Source organism: Vibrio sp. Vb339, assembly GCF_902751245.1.
Classification (GTDB): domain Bacteria; phylum Pseudomonadota; class Gammaproteobacteria; order Enterobacterales; family Vibrionaceae; genus Vibrio; species Vibrio coralliirubri.
In genome coordinates this window covers 1,409,242-1,429,710 of record NZ_CADDIS010000002.1, presented here as the reverse complement: position 1 = coordinate 1,429,710, position 20,469 = coordinate 1,409,242, and the positions used below count along the sequence as shown (strand labels likewise).

Below are 20,469 nucleotides of genomic sequence, written 5' to 3'. Positions count from 1 at the left end.
CCTCTTTCCCTACAAACCATACTCACTAGAGTTTGGGAGGCACTAATGTATCTACCTCAAGAAATTATTCGCAGAAAACGTGACGGTGAAGTCCTAACAGCTGAAGAAATTAACTTCTTCATTCAAGGTGTGGCTAAAAACACGGTTTCTGAAGGCCAAATTGCAGCATTCGCAATGGCTATCTTTTTTAATGAAATGACGATGCCAGAACGTATCGCACTAACGTGTGCAATGCGTGATTCAGGCATGGTGATTGACTGGAGCCACATGAATTTTGATGGCCCAATCGTTGATAAACACTCTACTGGTGGTGTTGGCGACGTTACTTCTCTGATGCTTGGCCCAATGGTGGCAGCATGTGGCGGTTTCGTTCCAATGATCTCTGGTCGTGGTTTAGGCCACACTGGCGGCACGCTAGATAAGCTGGAATCTATTCCGGGTTACAACATTACACCAACCAACGATGTGTTCGGTGAAGTAACGAAAGATGCTGGCGTGGCTATCATCGGTCAAACAGGCGATCTAGCTCCTGCTGACAAGCGTGTTTACGCAACTCGTGATATCACAGCAACAGTCGATAACATCTCGCTGATCACGGCTTCAATCCTATCTAAGAAACTGGCTGCGGGCCTTGATTCTCTAGTGATGGATGTAAAAGTAGGTTCAGGCGCATTCATGCCGACTTACGAAGCATCTGAAGAGCTAGCGAAATCTATCGTTGCAGTAGCAAACGGTGCGGGCACGAAAACAACGGCAATCCTAACGGACATGAACCAAGTACTGGCTTCTTCAGCGGGTAACGCAGTAGAAGTGCGTGAAGCGGTTCAGTTCTTAACAGGCGAATATCGTAACCCTCGCTTGTTAGAGATCACTCTAGCATCGTGTGCTGAAATGTTGGTGCTGGGTAAACTAGCTAAAGATTCAGACGAAGCGCGCGACAAACTGATGGCAGTACTGGATAACGGTAAAGCAGCAGAGTGCTTCGGTAAGATGGTAGCGGGCCTTGGTGGTCCAGCAGACTTCGTAACGAACTACGATAACTACCTAGAAAAAGCAGAAATTGTTAAGCCAGTGTACGCGCTAGAAAGCGGTGTGGTATCAGCAATGGATACTCGTGCAATTGGTATGGCTGTAGTTGGTATGGGCGGTGGTCGCCGCGTAGCAACGGACAGCATTGATTACACAGTCGGTTTTGATCACTTCATTCGCCTAGGTGAAGTAGCAAGTGAAGATAAGCCATTAGCAATGATTCATGCTCGCAACGAACAACAGTGGCAAGAAGCTGCAACTGCATTACAAAATGCAATCACTGTGGGCGGAGAATATACAGCAACGCCAGACGTTTACCGTCAGATTCGTTCTGAAGACGTGTAAATAACAGATATCGGTATGCCTCGCGTATACCGATAAACAGAGTTCTGGTGCAAAGAGCAATAAGTTGGTGAAGAAAATGAAAAGAGCATTTATTTTAGTTTTAGATTCATTCGGTATCGGTGAAACAGCGGATGCAGACAAATTTGGTGATGTAGGTTCTGACACTATGGGCCACATCGCAGATCATTGTGACCAAGGTCTTGCAGACAATGCAGATCGTAAAGGTTCACTGACACTGCCAAACCTGTCTAAGCTAGGTCTAGCGATGGCTCACAAAGAGTCTACAGGTCGTTTTGCTCCTGGTATGGACGCAGACGCTGAGATCATTGGCGCTTACGGTCACGCTGCTGAGCTGTCTTCTGGCAAAGACACGCCATCAGGTCACTGGGAAATCGCCGGTGTTCCTGTACTGTTTGACTGGGGCTACTTCACCGACAAAGAGAACAGCTTTCCAAAAGAGCTGACTGACCGCATCCTTGAGCGTGCAGGCCTGTCTGGTTTCTTAGGTAACTGCCACTCATCTGGCACAGAGATCCTAGATAACCTAGGTGAAGAGCACATGAAGACTGGCTTGCCTATCTTCTATACTTCTGCAGACTCTGTTTTCCAGATCGCTTGTCACGAAGAGACATTCGGCCTGCAAAATCTATTAGACCTTTGTCAGATTGCTCGTGAAGAGCTAGAAGATTACAACATTGGTCGTGTTATCGCTCGTCCGTTCATTGGCCCGGGCAAAGGTCAATTCGAACGTACTGGTAACCGTCGTGACCTTTCTGTTGAGCCACCTGCAGCTACCATTCTTCAGAAGTTGGTTGATGAGAAGGGCGGTAACGTTCATTCAATCGGTAAGATCTCTGATATCTATGCGGGTTGTGGTATCACGCAGAAAACTAAAGCAACAGGTATCCCTGCGCTATTTGAAGCAACCAAAGAAGCGATCAATGAAGCAGGCGACAACACTATCGTGTTCACTAACTTCGTTGATTTCGACTCAGCTTACGGCCACCGCCGTGATGTTGCTGGTTACGCAGCGGCACTTGAGTACTTCGATGGTCGTATCAATGAAATCATCGATATGATGAAAGAAGATGATGTGCTTATCCTAACGGCTGACCACGGTTGTGATCCTACATGGCCAGGTACAGACCATACTCGTGAGCACATCCCTGTGATTGTTTACGGTCAGAAGGTTCCAGCCGGTTCTTTAGGCCGTCGCGATACGTTCGCTGATATCGGTCAAAGCTTAGCGTCTTACTTTGGTACATCGCCAATGGAACACGGTACAAGCTTTCTATAATAGTTAACGAAGAGAGAGGGAAACCTCTCTCTTCTTTTTTTGTTTTGAGATTAAGGATATTTTCAATGGCTACTCCACATATTAATGCTGAAATGGGTGATTTCGCTGACGTAGTTTTAATGCCAGGCGACCCGCTACGTGCTAAATACATCGCTGAAACCTTCTTAGAAGAAGTGGTTCAAGTGTGCGACGTTCGCAACATGTTTGGTTACACCGGTACTTACAAAGGTCGTAAGGTTTCGGTAATGGGCCACGGTATGGGCATTCCATCTTGTTCTATTTACGCGACTGAGCTGATCAAAGACTTTGGTGTGAAGAAGATCATTCGTGTGGGTAGTTGTGGTGCAGTGAGCGAAGATATCAAAGTGCGTGATGTGGTGATCGGCATGGGCGCATGTACTGACTCTAAAGTGAACCGTATTCGCTTTAAAGATCATGACTTTGCGGCTATTGCGGATTACAAAATGGTGCGCGCGGCAGAAGATGCAGCCAAAGCTCTCGGTGTCGGCGTAAAAGTCGGTAACCTGTTCTCGGCTGAGTTGTTCTACACGCCAGATCCAGAGATGTTCGAAGTAATGGACAAATACGGCATTGTTGGCGTAGAGATGGAAGCAGCTGGCATCTATGGTGTATGTGCTGAATACGGCGCAAAAGCTCTAACGATCTGTACTGTTTCTGACCACATCAAGACTGGTGAGCAAACGACATCAGATGAACGTCAAACGACTTTCAACGACATGATGGTTATCGCACTGGACTCTGTGTTGCTTGGCGACCAAGAATAATCTTGATTTGTCTTAGCTTGATAAGTTAACAGATAACAAAAAGCCCCGTTGCTGCCTGAGCGTCGGGGCTTTTTATTGGATTGCGATATTTATTCTCAATCTAGTGTCTTTATTGTCAGCCTAGTGTGATTATGAGCTTACATTCTTCAACAGTAAGTTCTCACCAGACTTAGTCGGTCTTCTGCGAATCAGCATGATGAACAACACGCCACTCACAAACCCCATCAACACCATACCGATCATGTAGCGATCACTTTTTCGGTAGTGGTGATCAGAAATCGCCGTCATCTTCCCGGTTTCAAAAGTCACTCGAATAAAGCCGATGATCGTCTTCTCTGGTGAATAAATAGGTTCAACTAATTGTTGTCTGCCGATACTTGCTGTTGAAAGTGGCGTATCTAAGCCAAGAACCTCACGTACCGAGAGGGCTTTTTCACTCGAAGCCAGTCGAATACCCTCTGCATCATAGATGGTGGTATCGAACACCAGTCGGTCTTGAGATAGCTGGTTAGTCAGATCAAGCAATCGCTCTTGGTCTTGTTGCGTGATCATCTTGCTGGCTGAAAGTGATGCCTGAGAGATAAGCAGCTTGGTAAGAGTTTCCAACTGTTTTGCTTGGATCTTCTCGTTACCTTTACTGATCACGACCGTATTTTTAATCGTTACAACGAACATGGTAGCCAACAAAATGAGGGCTAGCATTCGTAAAGCGTTACGTATTGAGAACAATGATTCATTCATGTTTCACGAAGCCTGAAATAAACAAATGTTATGATTAAGACATATTGAGACTTGCGTTTTCAAATTGCAATAGGTTAACGTTTAGCATAGTTAATTAGGAATCATACACATGGACGCTCAGAAATATCTGCCGATAAAAAGGCATACGACATTATTAACTCGACTCCCCGAGACTCGTTTCGCTTCTCAACTCGCTAAATCCAAAGCCAATTGGATTGTGTTTGGTGAGTACTTATCTCCACAATCTTTCGATGACATCGACTTTTTCACTGGCACTTACAACACCATCCTCGATACGTGGAAGGTTGGGCATTATGAAGTGGCTTTGATGTCAGGCAATCTAACGCCAGCACACGAAGAAATCCTCCAAGCGCTAAAGCTTGATTATGCTTGCCTTAGCGAGGTCCCAGACTTATCTAAGCCAGGTTTGATCGTGATGGATATGGATTCCACAGCGATTCAAATTGAATGCATTGATGAGATTGCTAAGCTAGCTGGAGTGGGAGAGTTAGTCTCTGAAATCACAGAAAGAGCAATGCAAGGCGAGCTCGACTTTGAACAGAGCCTGCGCCAACGAGTAGGAGCACTGAAAGGTGCGGATGAGTCGATATTAGAGCAAGTGCGTCAGTCATTGCCATTCATGCCAGATTTGGTCGGGCTGGTGAATACTCTGAATAAGCTTGGCTGGAAAACAGCGATTGCATCAGGCGGTTTTACTTACTTCTCTGACTACCTGAAAGATACCCTTGATCTTGACCACGCTCAGTCAAACACGCTTGAGATCGTCAATGGTAAGTTGACGGGTGAAGTCTTAGGTGATGTTGTTTCGGCGCAGACCAAAGCGGATATCTTGGTAGAGTTGGCTGAAGAGTACGAATTGGAACTGCACAATACCGTTGCCGTTGGTGATGGTGCCAATGACTTGGTGATGATGGGTTCTGCAGGGTTAGGCATTGCCTACCACGCAAAACCAAAAGTAGAGCAGCAAGCTCAAACCGCTGTGCGTTACGCAGGTTTAGGTGGGGTGCTGTGCATCTTGTCGGGTGTATTGGCTAAGCAGCAGAAGATCAGCTGGCAAGCGAAACCTTAGGGGTTCTACCTAAGTGCTATTGGCTATGTATCTTATTTAGCTATAGTGGCTCAGACACAAAAAAAGCAGGCTATCAGCCTGCTTTTTCTATTTTCATGCTTAAGTTAAGACGCCACTCGAAGTTAGCGTGTTAGCTCCAATCGAATCAGCACTTCATCGGTAATGTCTTCTATCTCGCCATAACCGATAAACGCCGTCACTTCATTCTCTAGTTTCTTAGCTTGATGCATACTGATGCGTGAAAGCTCTTCTAAATCAGACTGGAATAAACTCGTTAGCGGATTAAAGATAGGTGCCGTGGTGACTCGCAATACATACACGTCACCTAAGTGCTGCGCTTTCTTGATGAATAAGATGCGTTCCTTTGCTGAGGCGAAGTCTTTGACCAATTTGGTGTGTACCGATTGGATCTTGTCGCCAAACTTTACCGCAGCAATGTACACGTCATGATGCTTCGGTTCTGCACCTTCAATTCTTTTTAGTGGCTCAGCCAACAGTGAGTTGGTGTGACCCTTGAAGATTGGCTCCAGTGAGAACTTTTGGTTGTGACCAAGTTTAGCAAGTAACGTTAGATGCTTATTCAGTGGGAAATTCACACCAATGATCTTACAGCGCAGCGTTGAACTTGGCTTATCAATGAATATTGGGTTACTGACCATCTTGCTCAACAAAATGTTGTGCAGAGATTCGAGTAGCGAATGCGTTGGCAGTATCTCTTGCTTCTTAATCAGCTTACTTTGGTTTTGATCGATAAGCCCATTAAGAAAAGCGATGGTACGCATTGTCTTGGCGTTCTCAGCAATAACCAACTGCACGTTACGGCCATTCGGGCTCACTCGGATCACGTGGTAAGGCACAGTGCTCAGTGGCAGGTTCTTGTCATAGAGCTGCAGTTCATTGAAGTTCACTAATACCGGATCATTAATCTTGAGTACCATTGGGTGTTCAAGGCTAATGCTCAGTCCACGTTTCGAGATATCTAAGGTGTGTCCGTTCGCCGCTGCGCCATCTTGTGATGTAAGTTGCAACGGTGACTTAAATTGGTATCTCGGCTCTTTACGACGAGTCTGAGAGTCAAAGTAGATGCTTTGAATATTACCGACGACAGTACGCGGGTGACGGAAGCGGTTTAATTCACTGCTTGGAATGCGTGGCTTTTCACTTAGAAGATAATCAGCCGCACTTTCGTGATCGCCGATCTCTTGCAAGATTCCGCAATGCGTCAGTTGAGCTGAGCTTTGAGCCAGCGTATCCGAGTGTTTAGCTAATGCTTGTCGTTCTGTGTCTGACAGTTCGAAAACCGAGAACTTGAACGCCTTCCAACTTTTACGTTTGCCACCAATGTGCCAGAACAGCTGTCTTTGTTCACGAGAGGCTTCAGGCAGCATCATTGAATAGAACAAGGTCTTGTTTTGGTGTTCATGGGTAAAAGAGTAGATAACGTTACTGGTTCCCTTCACTCCTGGTTTCGCCAACAGGTTCATACGTTGCTCGTTGAACAGGGTGCCCAGTGCTTGTTGATTTCGCTCGTCGTGCCAATATTGCCATAACGGATGGTTGTTATCCGTCAGTAGGGCAAGCTTGAGTTCGCTGCCGCTGAAAAACAGGGGAAGGTTACAAGTGTGCTTTAGATAGGTGTGTTCGATTCCTCGAGTACGAGTTCGAATGACCCTATCTTGATTTTCATGGCTGGTTTTCTTACTGGTGCTATTTAAAGACTCATCGAGTAAGCGAGCCACAATATTGTTGTCGCTTACCTTGATGGTTCTTAGAAATTTGACCGCGTTGTTCTCATAAGATTCGTCGATACCTAAAACACGAAACTCAACCGCTTGGTTAATATCGTTTTCTTGGGACTTTTCGATAAGCTCTGAGAACTTAACGCTGATGATCTCGCCGAGGTTGTATCGAAAGGCGCTCGGCACCTTGAACTTTGCACCCGACGGGGAGATATCAACCGTTACACCGTGTAGGCTTTGCCCTTTCGATGTGGTGATCTCGACCTGCGAGCTAATTTTGAGTCTGTTCTCTTGGCGCTTTAAGTCGTAACCTAGGTTAATAGCTTCAGCTTCATACGGGCTATTGGCGCTAGTAATGTCGTGGTTACCTTGAGAAGATGTTTTAACAACGCTCAGAGGCTGAGTTCGCGGAGTCATTACTAACTCCCATGCGCCTTCTGTGTAACCTTTAAACTTTTTAGTACCACGTTGATACGCGTTTAACGCGATGTCATCGAGCCAGTGCTTACGGCCGTCTAACGTGAACTGACGACATTCATTATCAATGCGCCCACGTAAATCAATGCTCTTTGTACACGGAGCCATGATACGATTCAGTTCCATTTTAACCAGCAGTTTTAGAGACGGAGATTCGCCTTCTGTCATTTGAGAAAGAAGGAATTCGAAATCTTCGGCGTGGTAGGCCGGGATAAGACGTTCTGCTACAGATAGAATTTCAGATTGCTGCATACTTTTCTTGTTAGAATGGACGGTGCATTTATGTTATCGACTAGTTTAAATCGATCTTTAAGTATAAGTGGTATGACTGCAACGTTTATTTTCACCCGTACGGTCAAATAAGTCACAAATTGACAACATCATTGTGTAACTGAGTAAATTATTGAGGTTTTATGGCTAAGGCAAAACGAGCTTATGTGTGTAATGACTGTGGTGCTGACTTTCCACGTTGGCAGGGGCAGTGCAACGCATGTGGTGCTTGGAACACGATTACAGAAGTTAGGTTAGCCGCTTCACCTCAAGTAGCGCGCAATGAAAGATTATCTGGTTATGCAGGTGCAGTAACAGAATCGAGCGTTCAGACATTATCTGAAATTAATCTACAAGAAGTACCACGCTTTAGTAGTGGCTTCAAAGAACTCGATCGCGTACTCGGTGGTGGTGTTGTCCCTGGGGCTGCGATCCTGATTGGTGGTAACCCAGGCGCGGGTAAATCAACATTACTATTGCAGACCATGTGTCAGCTCTCTTCTCAACTGCCGACTCTTTATGTAACAGGTGAAGAATCCTTACAGCAGGTTGCAATGCGCGCCTCTCGACTTGGATTGCCAAAAGAGCACCTAAAGATGCTCTCTGAAACCAACGTAGATAAGATCTGTCAGGTTGCTGAAAAAGAACAGCCAAAGATCATGGTTATCGACTCCATCCAAGTTATGCACGTTGCTGATGTTCAGTCTTCACCGGGCAGTGTTGCTCAGGTTCGTGAATCGGCAACCGCATTAACGCGCTACGCAAAACAGAATAACGTTGCTGTGTTCTTAGTTGGACACGTAACTAAAGACGGCACCTTAGCCGGGCCAAAAGTGCTTGAACACATTATTGACTGTTCTGTTCTATTGGATGGCGGAACCGATAGCCGCTTTAGAACACTGCGCAGCCACAAAAACCGTTTTGGTGCGGTCAATGAGCTTGGCGTGTTTGCTATGACAGGCCAAGGACTAAAAGAAGTCAGCAACCCATCGGCTATTTTCTTGTCTCGTGGTGAAGAAGAAACCTCGGGCAGTTCGGTGATGGTTGTGTGGGAAGGTACTCGTCCATTGCTTGTTGAAATCCAGGCGCTGGTGGATTATTCCCAGCTGGCTAACCCGCGTCGTGTCGCCGTTGGCCTAGAGCAAAACAGGCTTTCGTTGTTATTAGCGGTGCTGCATAAACACGGCGGCTTACAAATGGCTGACCAAGATGTGTTTGTGAATGTCGTCGGTGGTGTTAAAGTAACCGAAACCAGTGCTGATCTTGCGTTGGTGATGGCTCTACTTTCAAGTTTCAGAGATCGCGCATTGCCAAAAGATGTGGTGGTATTTGGAGAAGTAGGCCTAGCGGGTGAGATTCGACCGGTACCAAGTGGGCAAGAGCGTCTTAATGAGGCATTTAAACACGGCTTCAAGAAAGCGATTGTACCGGCGGCTAACATGCCTAAGGGAGGTATTCCAGGAATGCAGATCCATGGCGTGAAAAAATTATCAGAAGCAATTAATGCTTTTGATGAGTTGTAATTGAGCTCACTTCAGCTACTCTATACAGCAGAAATTCAGTCTAACTTAAAACGCCAATTGCGCTTTAGATTAGCACTAAACTAAACAATCATTTAGATTGTTTCTACAGATTGCCTTTTTCTATATGTTAGAAAAAGGCAAAGTTTTTTAGTCCCAAATGCATGCAAAGCTATCAGTCTTCACAGATTGTGATATACTCTGCGCGCATTTTATATCCTATTAACAGAGTAAGACAATGGCAGATTTATCGAAATACAGAAACATTGGTATTTTCGCGCACGTTGATGCGGGTAAAACAACTACCACTGAGCGTATCCTTAAGCTAACTGGTCAAATCCACAAGACTGGTGAAGTACATGATGGCGAATCAACTACTGACTTCATGGAACAGGAAGCTGAGCGCGGTATTACTATCCAATCAGCAGCTGTAAGCTGTTTCTGGAACGGTCACCGTCTAAACGTTATCGATACTCCTGGACACGTTGACTTCACAGTTGAAGTATACCGTTCTCTTAAAGTACTTGATGGCGGTATCGGTGTATTCTGTGGTTCTGGTGGTGTTGAACCTCAATCAGAAACTAACTGGCGCTACGCTAACGAATCAGAAGTATCTCGTCTGATCTTCGTTAACAAACTAGACCGTATGGGTGCAGATTTCTACAACGTTGTTGACCAAGTTAAAAACGTTCTAGGTGCTACTCCTCTAGTTATGGTTCTACCAATCGGCCGCGAAGATGAATTCGTGGGTGTTGTAGACCTTCTAAGCCGTAAAGCATACGTTTGGGATGACACTGGTCTTCCTGAAAACTACGAAATTCTAGATGTTCCTGCGGACATGGTAGATGACGTTGAGCAATACCGTGAAGAGCTAATCGAAACTGCTGTAGAGCAAGACGATGACCTAATGGAAGCTTACATGGAAGGTGAAGAGCCTTCTATCGAAGACATCAAGCGTTGTATCCGTAAAGGTACTCGTGACCTAGCGTTCTTCCCAACTTTCTGTGGTTCTGCATTCAAGAACAAGGGCGTACAAATCGTTCTTGACGCTGTTGTAGATTACCTACCTTCTCCAACTGAAGTTGATCCTCAACCTCTAATGGACGAGAACGGCGAAGAAACTGGCGAACACGCTATCGTTTCTACAGATGAAACTTTCAAAGCGCTTGCATTCAAAATCATGGATGACCGTTTTGGTGCTCTAACTTTCGTTCGTATTTACTCTGGTAAACTGAACAAAGGTGACACGATTCTTAACTCATTCACTGGCAAAACAGAACGTGTTGGCCGTATGGTTGAGATGCAAGCTGATGACCGTAACGAACTAACTAGCGCACAAGCTGGTGACATCATTGCGATCGTTGGTATGAAGAACGTGCAAACTGGTCACACTCTATGTGATCCTAAGCACCAAGTAACGCTTGAGCCAATGGTATTCCCAACTCCAGTAATCTCAATCGCTGTATCTCCAAAAGATAAAGGCGGTTCTGAGAAAATGGGTATCGCGATCGGTAAAATGGTTGCAGAAGATCCATCTTTCCAAGTTGAGACTGACGAAGAGACTGGCGAAACTATCCTGAAAGGTATGGGTGAACTTCACCTAGACATCAAGGTAGATATCCTTAAGCGTACATACGGCGTTGACCTAACTGTAGGTGCTCCTCAAGTTGCTTACCGTGAAACTATCACTCAAGCAATTGAAGATAGCTACACGCACAAGAAGCAATCTGGTGGTTCTGGTCAATTCGGTAAGATCGATTACCGTATCAAACCAGGCGAAGCAGGTTCTGGCTTCAAGTTCAACTCTGTAGTTGTGGGCGGTAACGTTCCTAAAGAATTCTGGCCTGCAGTTGAGAAAGGCTTCGCATCTATGATGGAAAACGGCGTACTAGCTGGCTTCCCAACTCTAGACGTTGAAGTTGAACTTTTCGATGGTGGTTTCCACGCAGTCGATTCATCTGCAATCGCATTTGAAATCGCAGCGAAAGGTGCATTCCGTCAATCTATGCCTAAAGCTGGCGCGCAACTTCTTGAGCCTATCATGAACGTTGACGTGTTCACTCCAGACGATCACGTTGGTGATGTTATCGGTGACCTTAACCGTCGTCGTGGCATGATCAAAGATCAACAAGCTGGCGTTACTGGTGTTCGTATTAAAGCTGACGTACCTCTTTCTGAGATGTTCGGCTACATCGGTCACCTACGTACTATCACTTCTGGTCGTGGCCAATTCTCTATGGAATTCGCACAATACGCACCATGTCCAACTAACGTTGCTGACGAAGTGATTGCAAAAGTTAAAGCAGAAAAAGAAGCTGGTAAGTAATTAGCCCTTTTCTCAATTAGCTAAAAAAGCCCCGCAAGTGAAAGCTTGCGGGGCTTTTTATTGCTTGTAACATACTGCGAGATGCGAGATGCGAGATGCGAGATGCGAGATGCGAGATGCGAGATTGATATGGCCCCTAAAAAGTAGACACAGGGGGTGTCCCGTATTTAATCAACACGGGACAGATAAAGTAGGGAGAGACTAACGCTTTAAGTCGATGTAAATCTGCTCTACCTTGGTACGTGCCCAATCTGTTTTACGCAAAAACTTTAAGCTCGATTTAATGCTCGGGTCTTTTTTAAAGCAGTTGATGTTCACCATGTAACTCAACTCTTCCCAACCGTAATGTTCAACCAATTCAGTCAGTAGCTTCTGTAGAGTGATACCGTGAAGTGGATTATTGTCTTGTGTCATGAGATGTTCTCGCCATTTATTTGAGCTAAGTATACCAGTTTCGCTTTATGAATTATCTGACCATTTGAGTTCGTAATTGGTGTGGATAATCGAAAGCTCTTCTCTACCTGTATTACCAAATAATCTAACCTGAGCCTGCATCCATTCTTCGAAACGTTTTATCTTTTCTCGATGAAAGTAACCCGGAGGCGCGCACAAAAAATAATTGTATTTAGGCTTCAGCGCGATGTTTCCGATTCGCACCAATTTCTTTTCTTGTAAATAACGGTATACCAAGCTGTGCTTAACAAGCGCGACACCTTGAACGGATAGTGCACCTTCTAACACAAAATGAGAGCCATCAAATTGCAATGATGTGCGGCCAGCTTTTACCCCTGCGACTTGTAACCAGAGATTCCAATCCATATCAGGCCAACGGTCTTCAATCAGTTCAGCTTTATGCAGATCGTCGATGTCATAGATACCATGTTTCTCTTGATAGATAGGGTGGCAAACCGGGTAAATGACCTCGTCCATCAACCAGCGTGATTCGATGTTTGGGTAATCTCCATGACCATATCGAACGCAGATATCGACATTAGAATCTTCAAATGTGACTAGCTTATTGGTCGGCTCAATTAACATGGATAGATCAGGGTGGCGATCGCGAAAGTCGCCTATTCTCGGTACGAGCCAATGCTGAGCAAAGGAAGGCACGGTAGAGATCGACAGCTGAGTGGGGGTAGGATCTTGGTTGATTCGTCTCACCCCATCTTGAATATGAGCAAATCCTTTCTTCGCTTGCAGGTAAAGTACTTCTCCTTCATGGGTTAATACTATTTTTCGGTGCTGGCGAATAAACAGATCTGCGCCTAACCACTCTTCAAGTTGGCGAATTTGTTGGCTGACGGCAGCTGCCGTGACAAATAGCTTTTCTGCTGCGAGTTTAAAACTGCCTGTTTCTGCAGCCGTGTAAAAGTAATAGATCCCTTGGAATGGTGGGGTTCGTTCTCTCACATTAGTTTTCCTTAACTGAATGCCAGTATCTATCGTTTGTCGATGTTGCTCTGTTGGTCGATTATTAACCATAGCAAAGCAAAAGATCAACAGGAGAAAGGCTATGAATACGATCACAGCAACAACAAATGCCAACCATTCATTTTTGTCATCATTATCAATTAAGAAATTCTATTCTAAATTAGGCCTGTACTTTCAAAATCGTAGAACCAGAAAGCAGCTGTCTGAGCTACCCGATTATTTACTGAGAGATGTCGGGATTACGTCGGAACAAGTCGAGAAAGAACTGAAGAAGTCATTTTGGGAGTGATTCGAGGCAACGTAGCTTTTAACTCGACGTTGCTTTAACTCAACATAGTTTTGTCGGTGTCGGGAGGTTTACGTTACCGTTCTATGTTGAGTTAGGTTTATGGTTTATTTAAGCCTATTCCTTGTTTAAGTAATTAGTAGGTGAGATCTAATTCTCCAATAGCTCGTTTACTTCTTCATGCAACCAATTGGTGAACGCAGTAATACGCTCTTCTCTCGGGGAGTTAGGATCAAAGCACAGGTTTACTTGAACACCAGGTGTCATGCCAATATCAAAAGGCTTCACTAGCAAGCCGCGTTCGATGAAGTCACCAGCTAAGCTGTCTGTTGCCAAGCAAACCCCATGCCCCGCCATGACCGTGGTTAACCCCATATCAAAGGTACCGACTTCCATCCACTGAATGGCGCTGCTTTGAGTCGATATGTTTGCTTGCCTAAACCATTCCTCCCACGGGAAACAACCGCTATCAAACTGAATCAGCCAACATTTGAGGAGTTGTTCCGGTGATGTGAAGTTCAAAGAGTTTGCGAGTTCAGGAGAACAAAAAGGGTAAACCGGTTCGTTGATTAGCATCTCTAGAGTCAAGCCTTCTTCAACGTATAGATCTTCGCCCTGCAGAATAGCCACATCAATCTCGCCATGTTTTAAATTTGGGGTATCAGACCCTGTTAGCACCTTAATTGGGATTTCTGGGTGCTTTACCGAGAACTTCCACAGCCTAGGCAGTAACCAACGAGAAGCAAAAGAAGGGGGAGTTCTAACAACAAGCAGCCCTTGAATAGGTTCTGATTGGATCTTGTTTAACCCCAGCAGAACCTCTTGAAATCCATCAGAGACATGTCTAAAAAGTGTGTGCCCTTCATGCGTCAAAGTCATTGCACGCCCCTTACGAATAAAGAGCTTACATCCAATCTGTTCTTCTAACTGTCGAATCTTCTGGCTGACGGCTGCTTGAGTGACGAACAGCTCTTCAGCCGCTTTGCTGTAATTGCTCAAGCGACCCGCAACTTCAAAGTAACGGAGACCTGAAAGGTGACGCAGTCTATTGTCCATAATCTCAGCTTATAGTCCTTGTTAATAATGGTTGTTCGATTATCGAACAGGTTGTTTTCATAATAGCGATAAATAAACAGGGAATACAAGAGAGAGAACATGAAAGCAATAACCTGCTGGGTCGGTATATTTGTTACTCAGGTACTTAAAATCAATGATAATACTAAGGTGAGGAAGCCGACTAAATCTAGACAAGTTGTTTGCTTGGAATCGTTAAGTCATCGAATGAGAAAGGATGTCGGCTTAGATTACGAGAGTAGTGATGCCGCGGATTATACTAAGTACTTATAATGTGAGCTTACAAAAAAAGGAGCCATAATGGCTCCCTCTCGATTTTGATTATTCTTCCCAAACCACCAATTTATCTTTCGGCCAGTTATGACCAACTTCATGGTATTTCTGCTCCAGGATATGTCGCTTGATTTTGAGAGTAGGGGTTAACACGCCATTCTCAATGCTCCATGGTTCCTTAATCATCAATACACCTTTGATCTTCTCGTGTGAACCGAGCTGCTCGTTCATTTTCTCGATAACGCGCTTTGTCGTTTTCTCATAGCGAGCTCTATCGAAATTAGGGAAGTCATGCGGTACCACAAGTAGGATTGGACCTGGTAGGCCAAGCCCTATCAAACACATCATTTCTACGCGGCTGTACTCAAACAGTTTGTTTTCGATTGGTACAGGGGCAACAAACTTACCTTTAGCGGTTTTAAAGGTGTCTTTCTTACGTCCACGAATCGTTAGGTAACCTTCGCTGTCGATATCGCCGATATCACCAGTATGTAGCCAGCCATCGGAGTTAAAAGACTCTTGGGTTGCAATATCATTCTTGTAGTAACCAGAGAACAAGCCTTTGCCTCGAACTAGAATTTCTTCGTCTTCCGCTATTTTGAGTTCGATCCCTGGGCCTGCATTACCAACCGTACCGATCTTATCGGCTCTGAATGGGTAGTTGAGCGTGCTGTAGGCGAAAGACTCTGTCATGCCCCATGCCTCGGTAATGTGCAGGCCAACATTCTCATACCATGCGAGTAGAGCGGGTGATACAGGTGCAGAACCACATCCAAGAACGCGAGCTTGGTCTAACCCTAAGCCATCAGCAAGCTTCTTCTTAATGATGTTGTTGATAAACGGAATCTTCAGCAAGAAGTTCAGTTTCTTCTGTGGCAATTTATCTTGGATTCGCTGCTGGAACAGAGTCCATAAGCGAGGAACTGAAATAAACAGTGTAGGGCGATGCATTTTCACATCATCAATAAAGGTGTCTAAAGATTCAGGGAAAGCCGTAACCACGCCCCCCATTACTGAAGAACCAAAGATGTAAACGCGTTCTGTAATATGAGCAAGCGGTAGGTAAGAAAACAGGCGGTCGCCAGGTTGGATTCCAATATGGTCAATCAACCTTTGAACAGACCAAGTAAACGCGCCGTAGGTGAGCATTGCGCCTTTTGGTAACCCTGATGTACCCGATGTATAAACAAGTGACATCAGCTTATCGTCGTGATGCTGAGGGCGTTTGGTTGATGGTTCATGTGTATCAATGAGCTGTTCGAAAGTGTGTTGGCACTTCGCTGCGCTGTCGTATGGCAGTGAAATGCTCACCAAGCTTGGATTGTCATCAAGTACTTTTTGAGTGGCTTTAGGATCGTCAAGCTTACCCGCAATCACAATTTTACTTTCACTGTGTTCAATACAGTATTGAATGGTATCTGCACCCGCTGTAGGAAAGATTGGGACGCTGACAAAATCTCCTAACATCATGGCAAGATCGCAGATGAACCACTCTGCACAGTTTTTCGATACGAGAGCGACTCGATCGCCAGGTTGGGCTCCGAGTCCTTCTAGTGCTGACGCCAGTTTCAGTGCTTTGTCGGCTACTTCTTTATAAGTAAATTCGACAAATTGGCGGTTAATAATCTGTTTCAAATAGACTTCATCTGGGCGTTCTTCTGCCCATTTTAAAATCATATCATTGGGTGTAGGGAGAGCTGTTGCTTGTTCTTGGCTAAACTCGTTAGGCTGAATCATTGTCTAACTCCATGTTTTTCGCTAAGTTATTTTTGGTTATTTTTGTTAAAATCATGTTAAATGTACCATGATTTTTTCTTTTAGGGAGTAAAATTAGCGTTTTCTGTTATCTGTGCAGGCACGCCTGTAACTTGCTGGGGTTACACCTGTCCTTTTCTTAAAAATTCTCGAAAAATACGACACATCCTTGTATCCACATTGATAGGCAATTACAGCAATTTTTGACTTGGTATCCGCCTCAATCAATTTTTTAGCTAGTAGAACTCTTTTATCACAAACAAAGTCTCTAAAGCTTACCCCAAAGTGTAGATGAAACTTTTTCGAAAAGTAGGTTGTTGAACAATGGCACTTCTCGGCGATCTCCGTTTCTCTGATTTCTTTGTTTATGTTATCCATCACATAGTTAACAACCTCAGAAGTAAACAATTTGGCAGGCAGTTGATTGTTGTTATTTATGTCTCTGTCGAAATCGAAGTGAGGTTCGAAGATATGCTGTGTTTTACGCTTAAGTTCTTCGAATGTACTGGTCAGATGATTACTGTTTGTTTCGATAATGAAAAATATATTCTTATGATTTCGAACGATATTAGGTAACTGGTCCGAGCAAATAATGACTATTCGCTTGTTCAAGTTTTTACAAATAGATAATGCCATTGTAAGTAGTTGAAGTTTATCCGGTCTATTCAAGATAAAAAATACCAGTCTGACATCTAAGTTACTGATTATAGATATATCTTGCTTATAATTTTCAATGGGGAAGTAGTGATTTATTTTATTGATAATAACAGAATTAAATTCACTGTCTTTATCTGATAATAAAGGTGTTACTACTTTCATATAAATACCAACTCTATTTCATATTAAAATTAGCGTTTAAAAATAGATAAATTAAGATGCATAATAATTAGATTAGAAGTACCACAAAAAAGTGCAAGTAAATGGCAAGAAAATCCTAACCTAATATATCTCTCACCTCTAGATTTAGTTTACAGGTAAACAAAGCCTGATACGTAAATCAAGGAGAGGTTATCATGGATAAGTTTTTGAATAATTGTAAAGAATTCATGAAAGATGAAGAAGGGTTGACTGTAATCGAGTATGTAATCGGTGCAGCTTTATTGGTATTAGGTTTGACAACCGTATTTTCTGGTTTGGGCAGCACTTTAGCAACCAAATTGAATACTATCGTTGCCAATGTCGGCACTACCTCGTAGTTCATAGCGTCATGGATAAGAAAAGGATTGGACAACAAAAAGGACTTACAACTATTGAGTATGTGATCGGTGCTGCCTCACTTGTTCTCGCTGTTGGATTCGTTTTTTCTGGGATGGCAGCGGCCTTACTTAGTAAATTCCAGAGTATCATATCGAGTGTGTGAATTTTATTTATGATTAATGAGCCTTCAGTTTTTTGGGCGTTGTTAATTGCAGTTTCGGTATACGATGTTGAGAAACATCGTATACCAAACAAAATATTGATACTGTTTTTGTTCGTGTACTTTTTGTCAATGTTTAACCGCAATTACACCTTTGATGTTTTTTTAATGTCCTTAGTTGGATTCTTGGTGCTTTTTTGTTTTGGATTACTCTTATATTTCGTAAGAGCTATGTCAGCAGGAGATGTGAAGCTATTAGGTATTGTGGGTATGTATCTCGGGTGGGGACAATTACTTGATGCGTCGTACTTTATCTTACTTTCTGCTGGAGTTATCGGGACTTTCTACCTGCTATATAACTTTGCCAATTCGAGTAATTTCACTGTTAAAGGTTATTTTGAAAACAAGTTGATCGCGCTTGGTGGAGTCGCCCCTGTAATAGATAAAAGTGCGAGTTTTCATGCTAGGTATTCAAATAAGGTGACGATGCCTTTTGCACCCTCTGTTGTTATGGGATTGGCGATGTATAGCTACTTTACTTAAACCTGTTGTTGGTTAGCTTTGTGGAGAGGAATAATATATGGATATTATAGGGCGTACAGCTCCAACAACTTTGAAGCCTCAAATTTCAGCCCCTACCGTTCCGACATCTCTTGATATGTTGGGTGTTCCTGAAGTTGTTATTGAAAACCTCGTACTCAAGCATTTGTCTGCTTATCCTAAATCGGATGTGTTAGAGCTTTCTAATTATTTGTGTGTTGTTACCCATATAGTGGAAAGTGCTCTAGCCGTTTTGAGGAAGAAGTCATTAATTGAGGTGTTTCAACCTACCTCAGACCTTTCTCTTTCATCAGTCTCCCATAGTCATGTCCGTTACTCCCTTTCTGAGAAAGGACTTGAAGAAGCTGATCTTGCCTTTAAACGTGATGCTTATTTAGGGCCCGCGCCAGTTTCGCTTGACCAATACAGTGATGTGGTCAAACAGCAAGACCTGAGAGTAGAGCTAGTCACTAGACCACATGTCGAAGCTGCTCTGGATGATGTATATGGTGTCGACAAAATGATTTCAGTGCTAGGGCCTGCAATCAATTCTGGACGTGCTTTGTTGTTATATGGGCACGCTGGTACTGGTAAAACCTTTGTCGCGAGCCGTATTGTGAATGCTTTGCACACCTCTGTATTTATTCCTTATGCAGTCTATGCATTAGGTAACATTATCAAGGTGTTCTCGGCGCAACATCATAAACCGTTGGATAGTAACGGCAGCGATCAAAGCATTTCCCTCAAAGATCAGTACGACAAGCGTTGGCTTAACTGTGAGAGACCGAATATTCAGGTGGGTGGTGAGCTTACTATGGATATGCTTGAAGTGAATCATTCAGAAAATAGTCGAGTCTGGTTAGCACCAGTTCAAATGATGGCAAATAATGGGATCTTTATCATTGATGACCTTGGTCGTCAGCCCATGCCGGTGGATGCGCTTCTTAATCGTTGGATTGTACCGATGGAGTATTCCTTCGACTATTTGTCGCTGCCTAATGGTCAGCAGATAACGATGCCATTTGTATTAACTCTTGCCTTTTCTACCAATCTAAACCCCAAGAAAATAAGCGATCCTGCCTTTTTACGTCGTTTGGGTTACAAGATTGAATTCAAGCCACTTAATCAGCGAGATTATGAAGCTTTATGGATGAGTGTCGTTGCTGATAAAGAGGTAGAGCTTCAAGACGGTTTTTTTGAGCGTTTGTCTCAAATGCACACGCTTCTAAAAGTGCCACTTTTCCCATGTTTACCGAAAGATCTCGTTGGTATAAGCAAAGACATTCTTTCGTTTGAGCAACTCCCACCTGTTATCACATTCGATATTCTTTCCATGGCATGGGAAGTTTATTTTACCTCTGATGGACACGAGGAAGAGAATAATGAATAAGAGTCAAGTTTTCCTACTGTTTTTACTGTCCGTAGTATTCGGCTTAGCGGCTGTATTTTTTGCTAAGCAGTGGATGGATGATCAAGTTCAGCCAACCGTTGAAGTTGAAACGGTCGAGCGTCACCCCGTTGTTGTCGCATCACAAGAAATTGAAGCCGGAACTATTATCGAGGATCAGTTTTTAACCACCAGATTGATGGAAGTTGATTGGATTAATGAAAATAACTATTCGGATAAAGCAGAGCTGATTGGCAAGGTTGTTGCGAATACTGTCTATGCGGGAGAGGTGCTTCACAAGTTACGATTTACTGTACCAGGAGAAGGGTCAACGCTTGCAGCTCTTATCCCTGAAAATAAACGTGCGGTAACGATACGTGTTGATGATGTTATTGGTGTGGCGGGTTTCTTATTGCCGGGTAACAAGGTTGATATTCTTAATACGGTTTCTTACGGAAAAAACTCTGCAGCGACTCAAACAGTATTAAAAGACATTAAGGTTTTGGCTGTCGACCAAACGGCTAAAACGAAAGAAAACAGTCCGATTATTGTACGAGCGGTAACACTTGAGATGACGCCGAAAGAGGCAGAGAAACTTCTCACGGCTAAAAGCAAAGGCGATATTCAGCTGACTTTGAGAAACCCACATGAAGTTGAGAAAAAAGTGGTTCGTCGATATGTGCCTAGACCGAGTGTCACCATTATCAAAGGTACAGAAACATCTAATGTGCGCGTCAAGGATTGAGG

18 protein-coding genes are annotated in these 20,469 nt (G+C 43.9%); 11 read left to right on the top strand and 7 right to left on the bottom strand.

Features of this window, described 5'->3' with window-relative positions; translation table 11 throughout:
• The first annotated feature begins 45 nt into the window (after nucleotides 1–45).
• From deoA to deoD, 3 genes are all read left to right on the top strand, one after another.
• Nucleotides 46–1,374 carry a thymidine phosphorylase gene (gene deoA, locus HRQ85_RS15005; protein ID WP_172379954.1) on the top strand — a complete coding sequence of 443 codons (1,329 nt, stop codon included), beginning with the start codon at nucleotides 46–48 and terminating at the stop codon, nucleotides 1,372–1,374.
• 76 nt (nucleotides 1,375–1,450) lie between these two features.
• Nucleotides 1,451–2,671, top strand: a complete 1,221-nt coding sequence (locus tag HRQ85_RS15000; RefSeq protein WP_172379953.1) for a phosphopentomutase — start codon at nucleotides 1,451–1,453, stop codon at nucleotides 2,669–2,671.
• 65 nt (nucleotides 2,672–2,736) lie between these two features.
• Entirely contained in the window at nucleotides 2,737–3,456 is a 720-nt protein-coding gene (gene deoD / locus HRQ85_RS14995) for a purine-nucleoside phosphorylase (protein WP_017063285.1), read from the top strand.
• 129 nt (nucleotides 3,457–3,585) lie between these two features.
• On the opposite strand, the gene HRQ85_RS14990 is transcribed toward deoD, so the two are convergent.
• Complete coding sequence (locus HRQ85_RS14990) at nucleotides 3,586–4,197, bottom strand: YtjB family periplasmic protein (RefSeq protein ID WP_076655999.1); 612 nt, start codon at nucleotides 4,195–4,197, stop codon at nucleotides 3,586–3,588.
• 109 nt (nucleotides 4,198–4,306) lie between these two features.
• Here HRQ85_RS14990 and serB point away from each other — a divergent pair, with 109 nt between their 5' ends.
• Nucleotides 4,307–5,287 carry a phosphoserine phosphatase gene (gene serB, locus HRQ85_RS14985; protein WP_017058828.1) on the top strand — a complete coding sequence of 327 codons (981 nt, stop codon included), beginning with the start codon at nucleotides 4,307–4,309 and terminating at the stop codon, nucleotides 5,285–5,287.
• 122 nt (nucleotides 5,288–5,409) lie between these two features.
• Here the strand turns inward: serB and HRQ85_RS14980 are convergent, their stop codons facing one another.
• Entirely contained in the window at nucleotides 5,410–7,755 is a 2,346-nt protein-coding gene (locus HRQ85_RS14980) for a PilZ domain-containing protein (protein WP_050649684.1), read from the bottom strand.
• Nucleotides 7,756–7,916: 161 nt separating this feature from the next.
• Here HRQ85_RS14980 and radA point away from each other — a divergent pair, with 161 nt between their 5' ends.
• Both radA and fusA read left to right on the top strand, forming a co-directional pair.
• Nucleotides 7,917–9,296, top strand: coding sequence for a DNA repair protein RadA (gene radA / locus HRQ85_RS14975; protein ID WP_017058826.1), 1,380 nt, complete (start codon nucleotides 7,917–7,919; stop codon nucleotides 9,294–9,296).
• 235 nt (nucleotides 9,297–9,531) lie between these two features.
• The gene (gene fusA, locus HRQ85_RS14970; protein ID WP_048612295.1) at nucleotides 9,532–11,619 is read left to right on the top strand and encodes an elongation factor G; all 2,088 of its coding nucleotides are present in this window, start codon (nucleotides 9,532–9,534) and stop codon (nucleotides 11,617–11,619) included.
• 201 nt (nucleotides 11,620–11,820) lie between these two features.
• Here the strand turns inward: fusA and HRQ85_RS14965 are convergent, their stop codons facing one another.
• Nucleotides 11,821–12,033, bottom strand: coding sequence for a VF530 family protein (locus tag HRQ85_RS14965; RefSeq protein ID WP_012604684.1), 213 nt, complete (start codon nucleotides 12,031–12,033; stop codon nucleotides 11,821–11,823).
• A gap of 45 nt (nucleotides 12,034–12,078) precedes the next feature.
• Complete coding sequence (locus HRQ85_RS14960) at nucleotides 12,079–13,029, bottom strand: LysR substrate-binding domain-containing protein (protein WP_172379952.1); 951 nt, start codon at nucleotides 13,027–13,029, stop codon at nucleotides 12,079–12,081.
• A gap of 103 nt (nucleotides 13,030–13,132) precedes the next feature.
• Here HRQ85_RS14960 and HRQ85_RS14955 point away from each other — a divergent pair, with 103 nt between their 5' ends.
• Nucleotides 13,133–13,339, top strand: a complete 207-nt coding sequence (locus HRQ85_RS14955; RefSeq protein WP_172379951.1) for a DUF1127 domain-containing protein — start codon at nucleotides 13,133–13,135, stop codon at nucleotides 13,337–13,339.
• Nucleotides 13,340–13,486: 147 nt separating this feature from the next.
• On the opposite strand, the gene HRQ85_RS14950 is transcribed toward HRQ85_RS14955, so the two are convergent.
• The 3 genes from HRQ85_RS14950 to HRQ85_RS14940 all read right to left on the bottom strand — a co-directional run bounded on the left by HRQ85_RS14950 (nucleotide 13,487) and on the right by HRQ85_RS14940 (nucleotide 17,257).
• Nucleotides 13,487–14,392 carry a LysR substrate-binding domain-containing protein gene (locus HRQ85_RS14950; RefSeq protein WP_172379950.1) on the bottom strand — a complete coding sequence of 302 codons (906 nt, stop codon included), beginning with the start codon at nucleotides 14,390–14,392 and terminating at the stop codon, nucleotides 13,487–13,489.
• 339 nt (nucleotides 14,393–14,731) lie between these two features.
• Nucleotides 14,732–16,420 (bottom strand): AMP-binding protein, encoded by a 1,689-nt coding sequence (locus HRQ85_RS14945; protein WP_172379949.1) that lies wholly within the window; start codon nucleotides 16,418–16,420, stop codon nucleotides 14,732–14,734.
• A gap of 93 nt (nucleotides 16,421–16,513) precedes the next feature.
• Nucleotides 16,514–17,257: a helix-turn-helix domain-containing protein gene (locus HRQ85_RS14940; RefSeq protein ID WP_172379948.1), complete on the bottom strand. Its 744-nt coding sequence runs from the start codon at nucleotides 17,255–17,257 to the stop codon at nucleotides 16,514–16,516.
• A 194-nt stretch (nucleotides 17,258–17,451) separates the two neighbouring features.
• On the opposite strand from HRQ85_RS14940, the gene HRQ85_RS14935 reads away from it, so the two are divergent.
• The 4 genes from HRQ85_RS14935 to cpaB all read left to right on the top strand — a co-directional run bounded on the left by HRQ85_RS14935 (nucleotide 17,452) and on the right by cpaB (nucleotide 20,467).
• Nucleotides 17,452–17,634: a Flp family type IVb pilin gene (locus HRQ85_RS14935; protein ID WP_122082189.1), complete on the top strand. Its 183-nt coding sequence runs from the start codon at nucleotides 17,452–17,454 to the stop codon at nucleotides 17,632–17,634.
• A gap of 173 nt (nucleotides 17,635–17,807) precedes the next feature.
• Nucleotides 17,808–18,338, top strand: a complete 531-nt coding sequence (locus HRQ85_RS14930; RefSeq protein ID WP_172379947.1) for an A24 family peptidase — start codon at nucleotides 17,808–17,810, stop codon at nucleotides 18,336–18,338.
• Between the two features lie 37 nt (nucleotides 18,339–18,375).
• Nucleotides 18,376–19,725: an ATPase AAA gene (locus HRQ85_RS14925; RefSeq protein ID WP_048605625.1), complete on the top strand. Its 1,350-nt coding sequence runs from the start codon at nucleotides 18,376–18,378 to the stop codon at nucleotides 19,723–19,725.
• Nucleotides 19,718–20,467, top strand: coding sequence for a Flp pilus assembly protein CpaB (cpaB, locus tag HRQ85_RS14920; protein ID WP_048605624.1), 750 nt, complete (start codon nucleotides 19,718–19,720; stop codon nucleotides 20,465–20,467). The genes HRQ85_RS14925 and cpaB overlap by 8 nt, the downstream gene beginning before the upstream one ends.
• The last annotated feature ends 2 nt before the right edge of the window (nucleotides 20,468–20,469 follow it).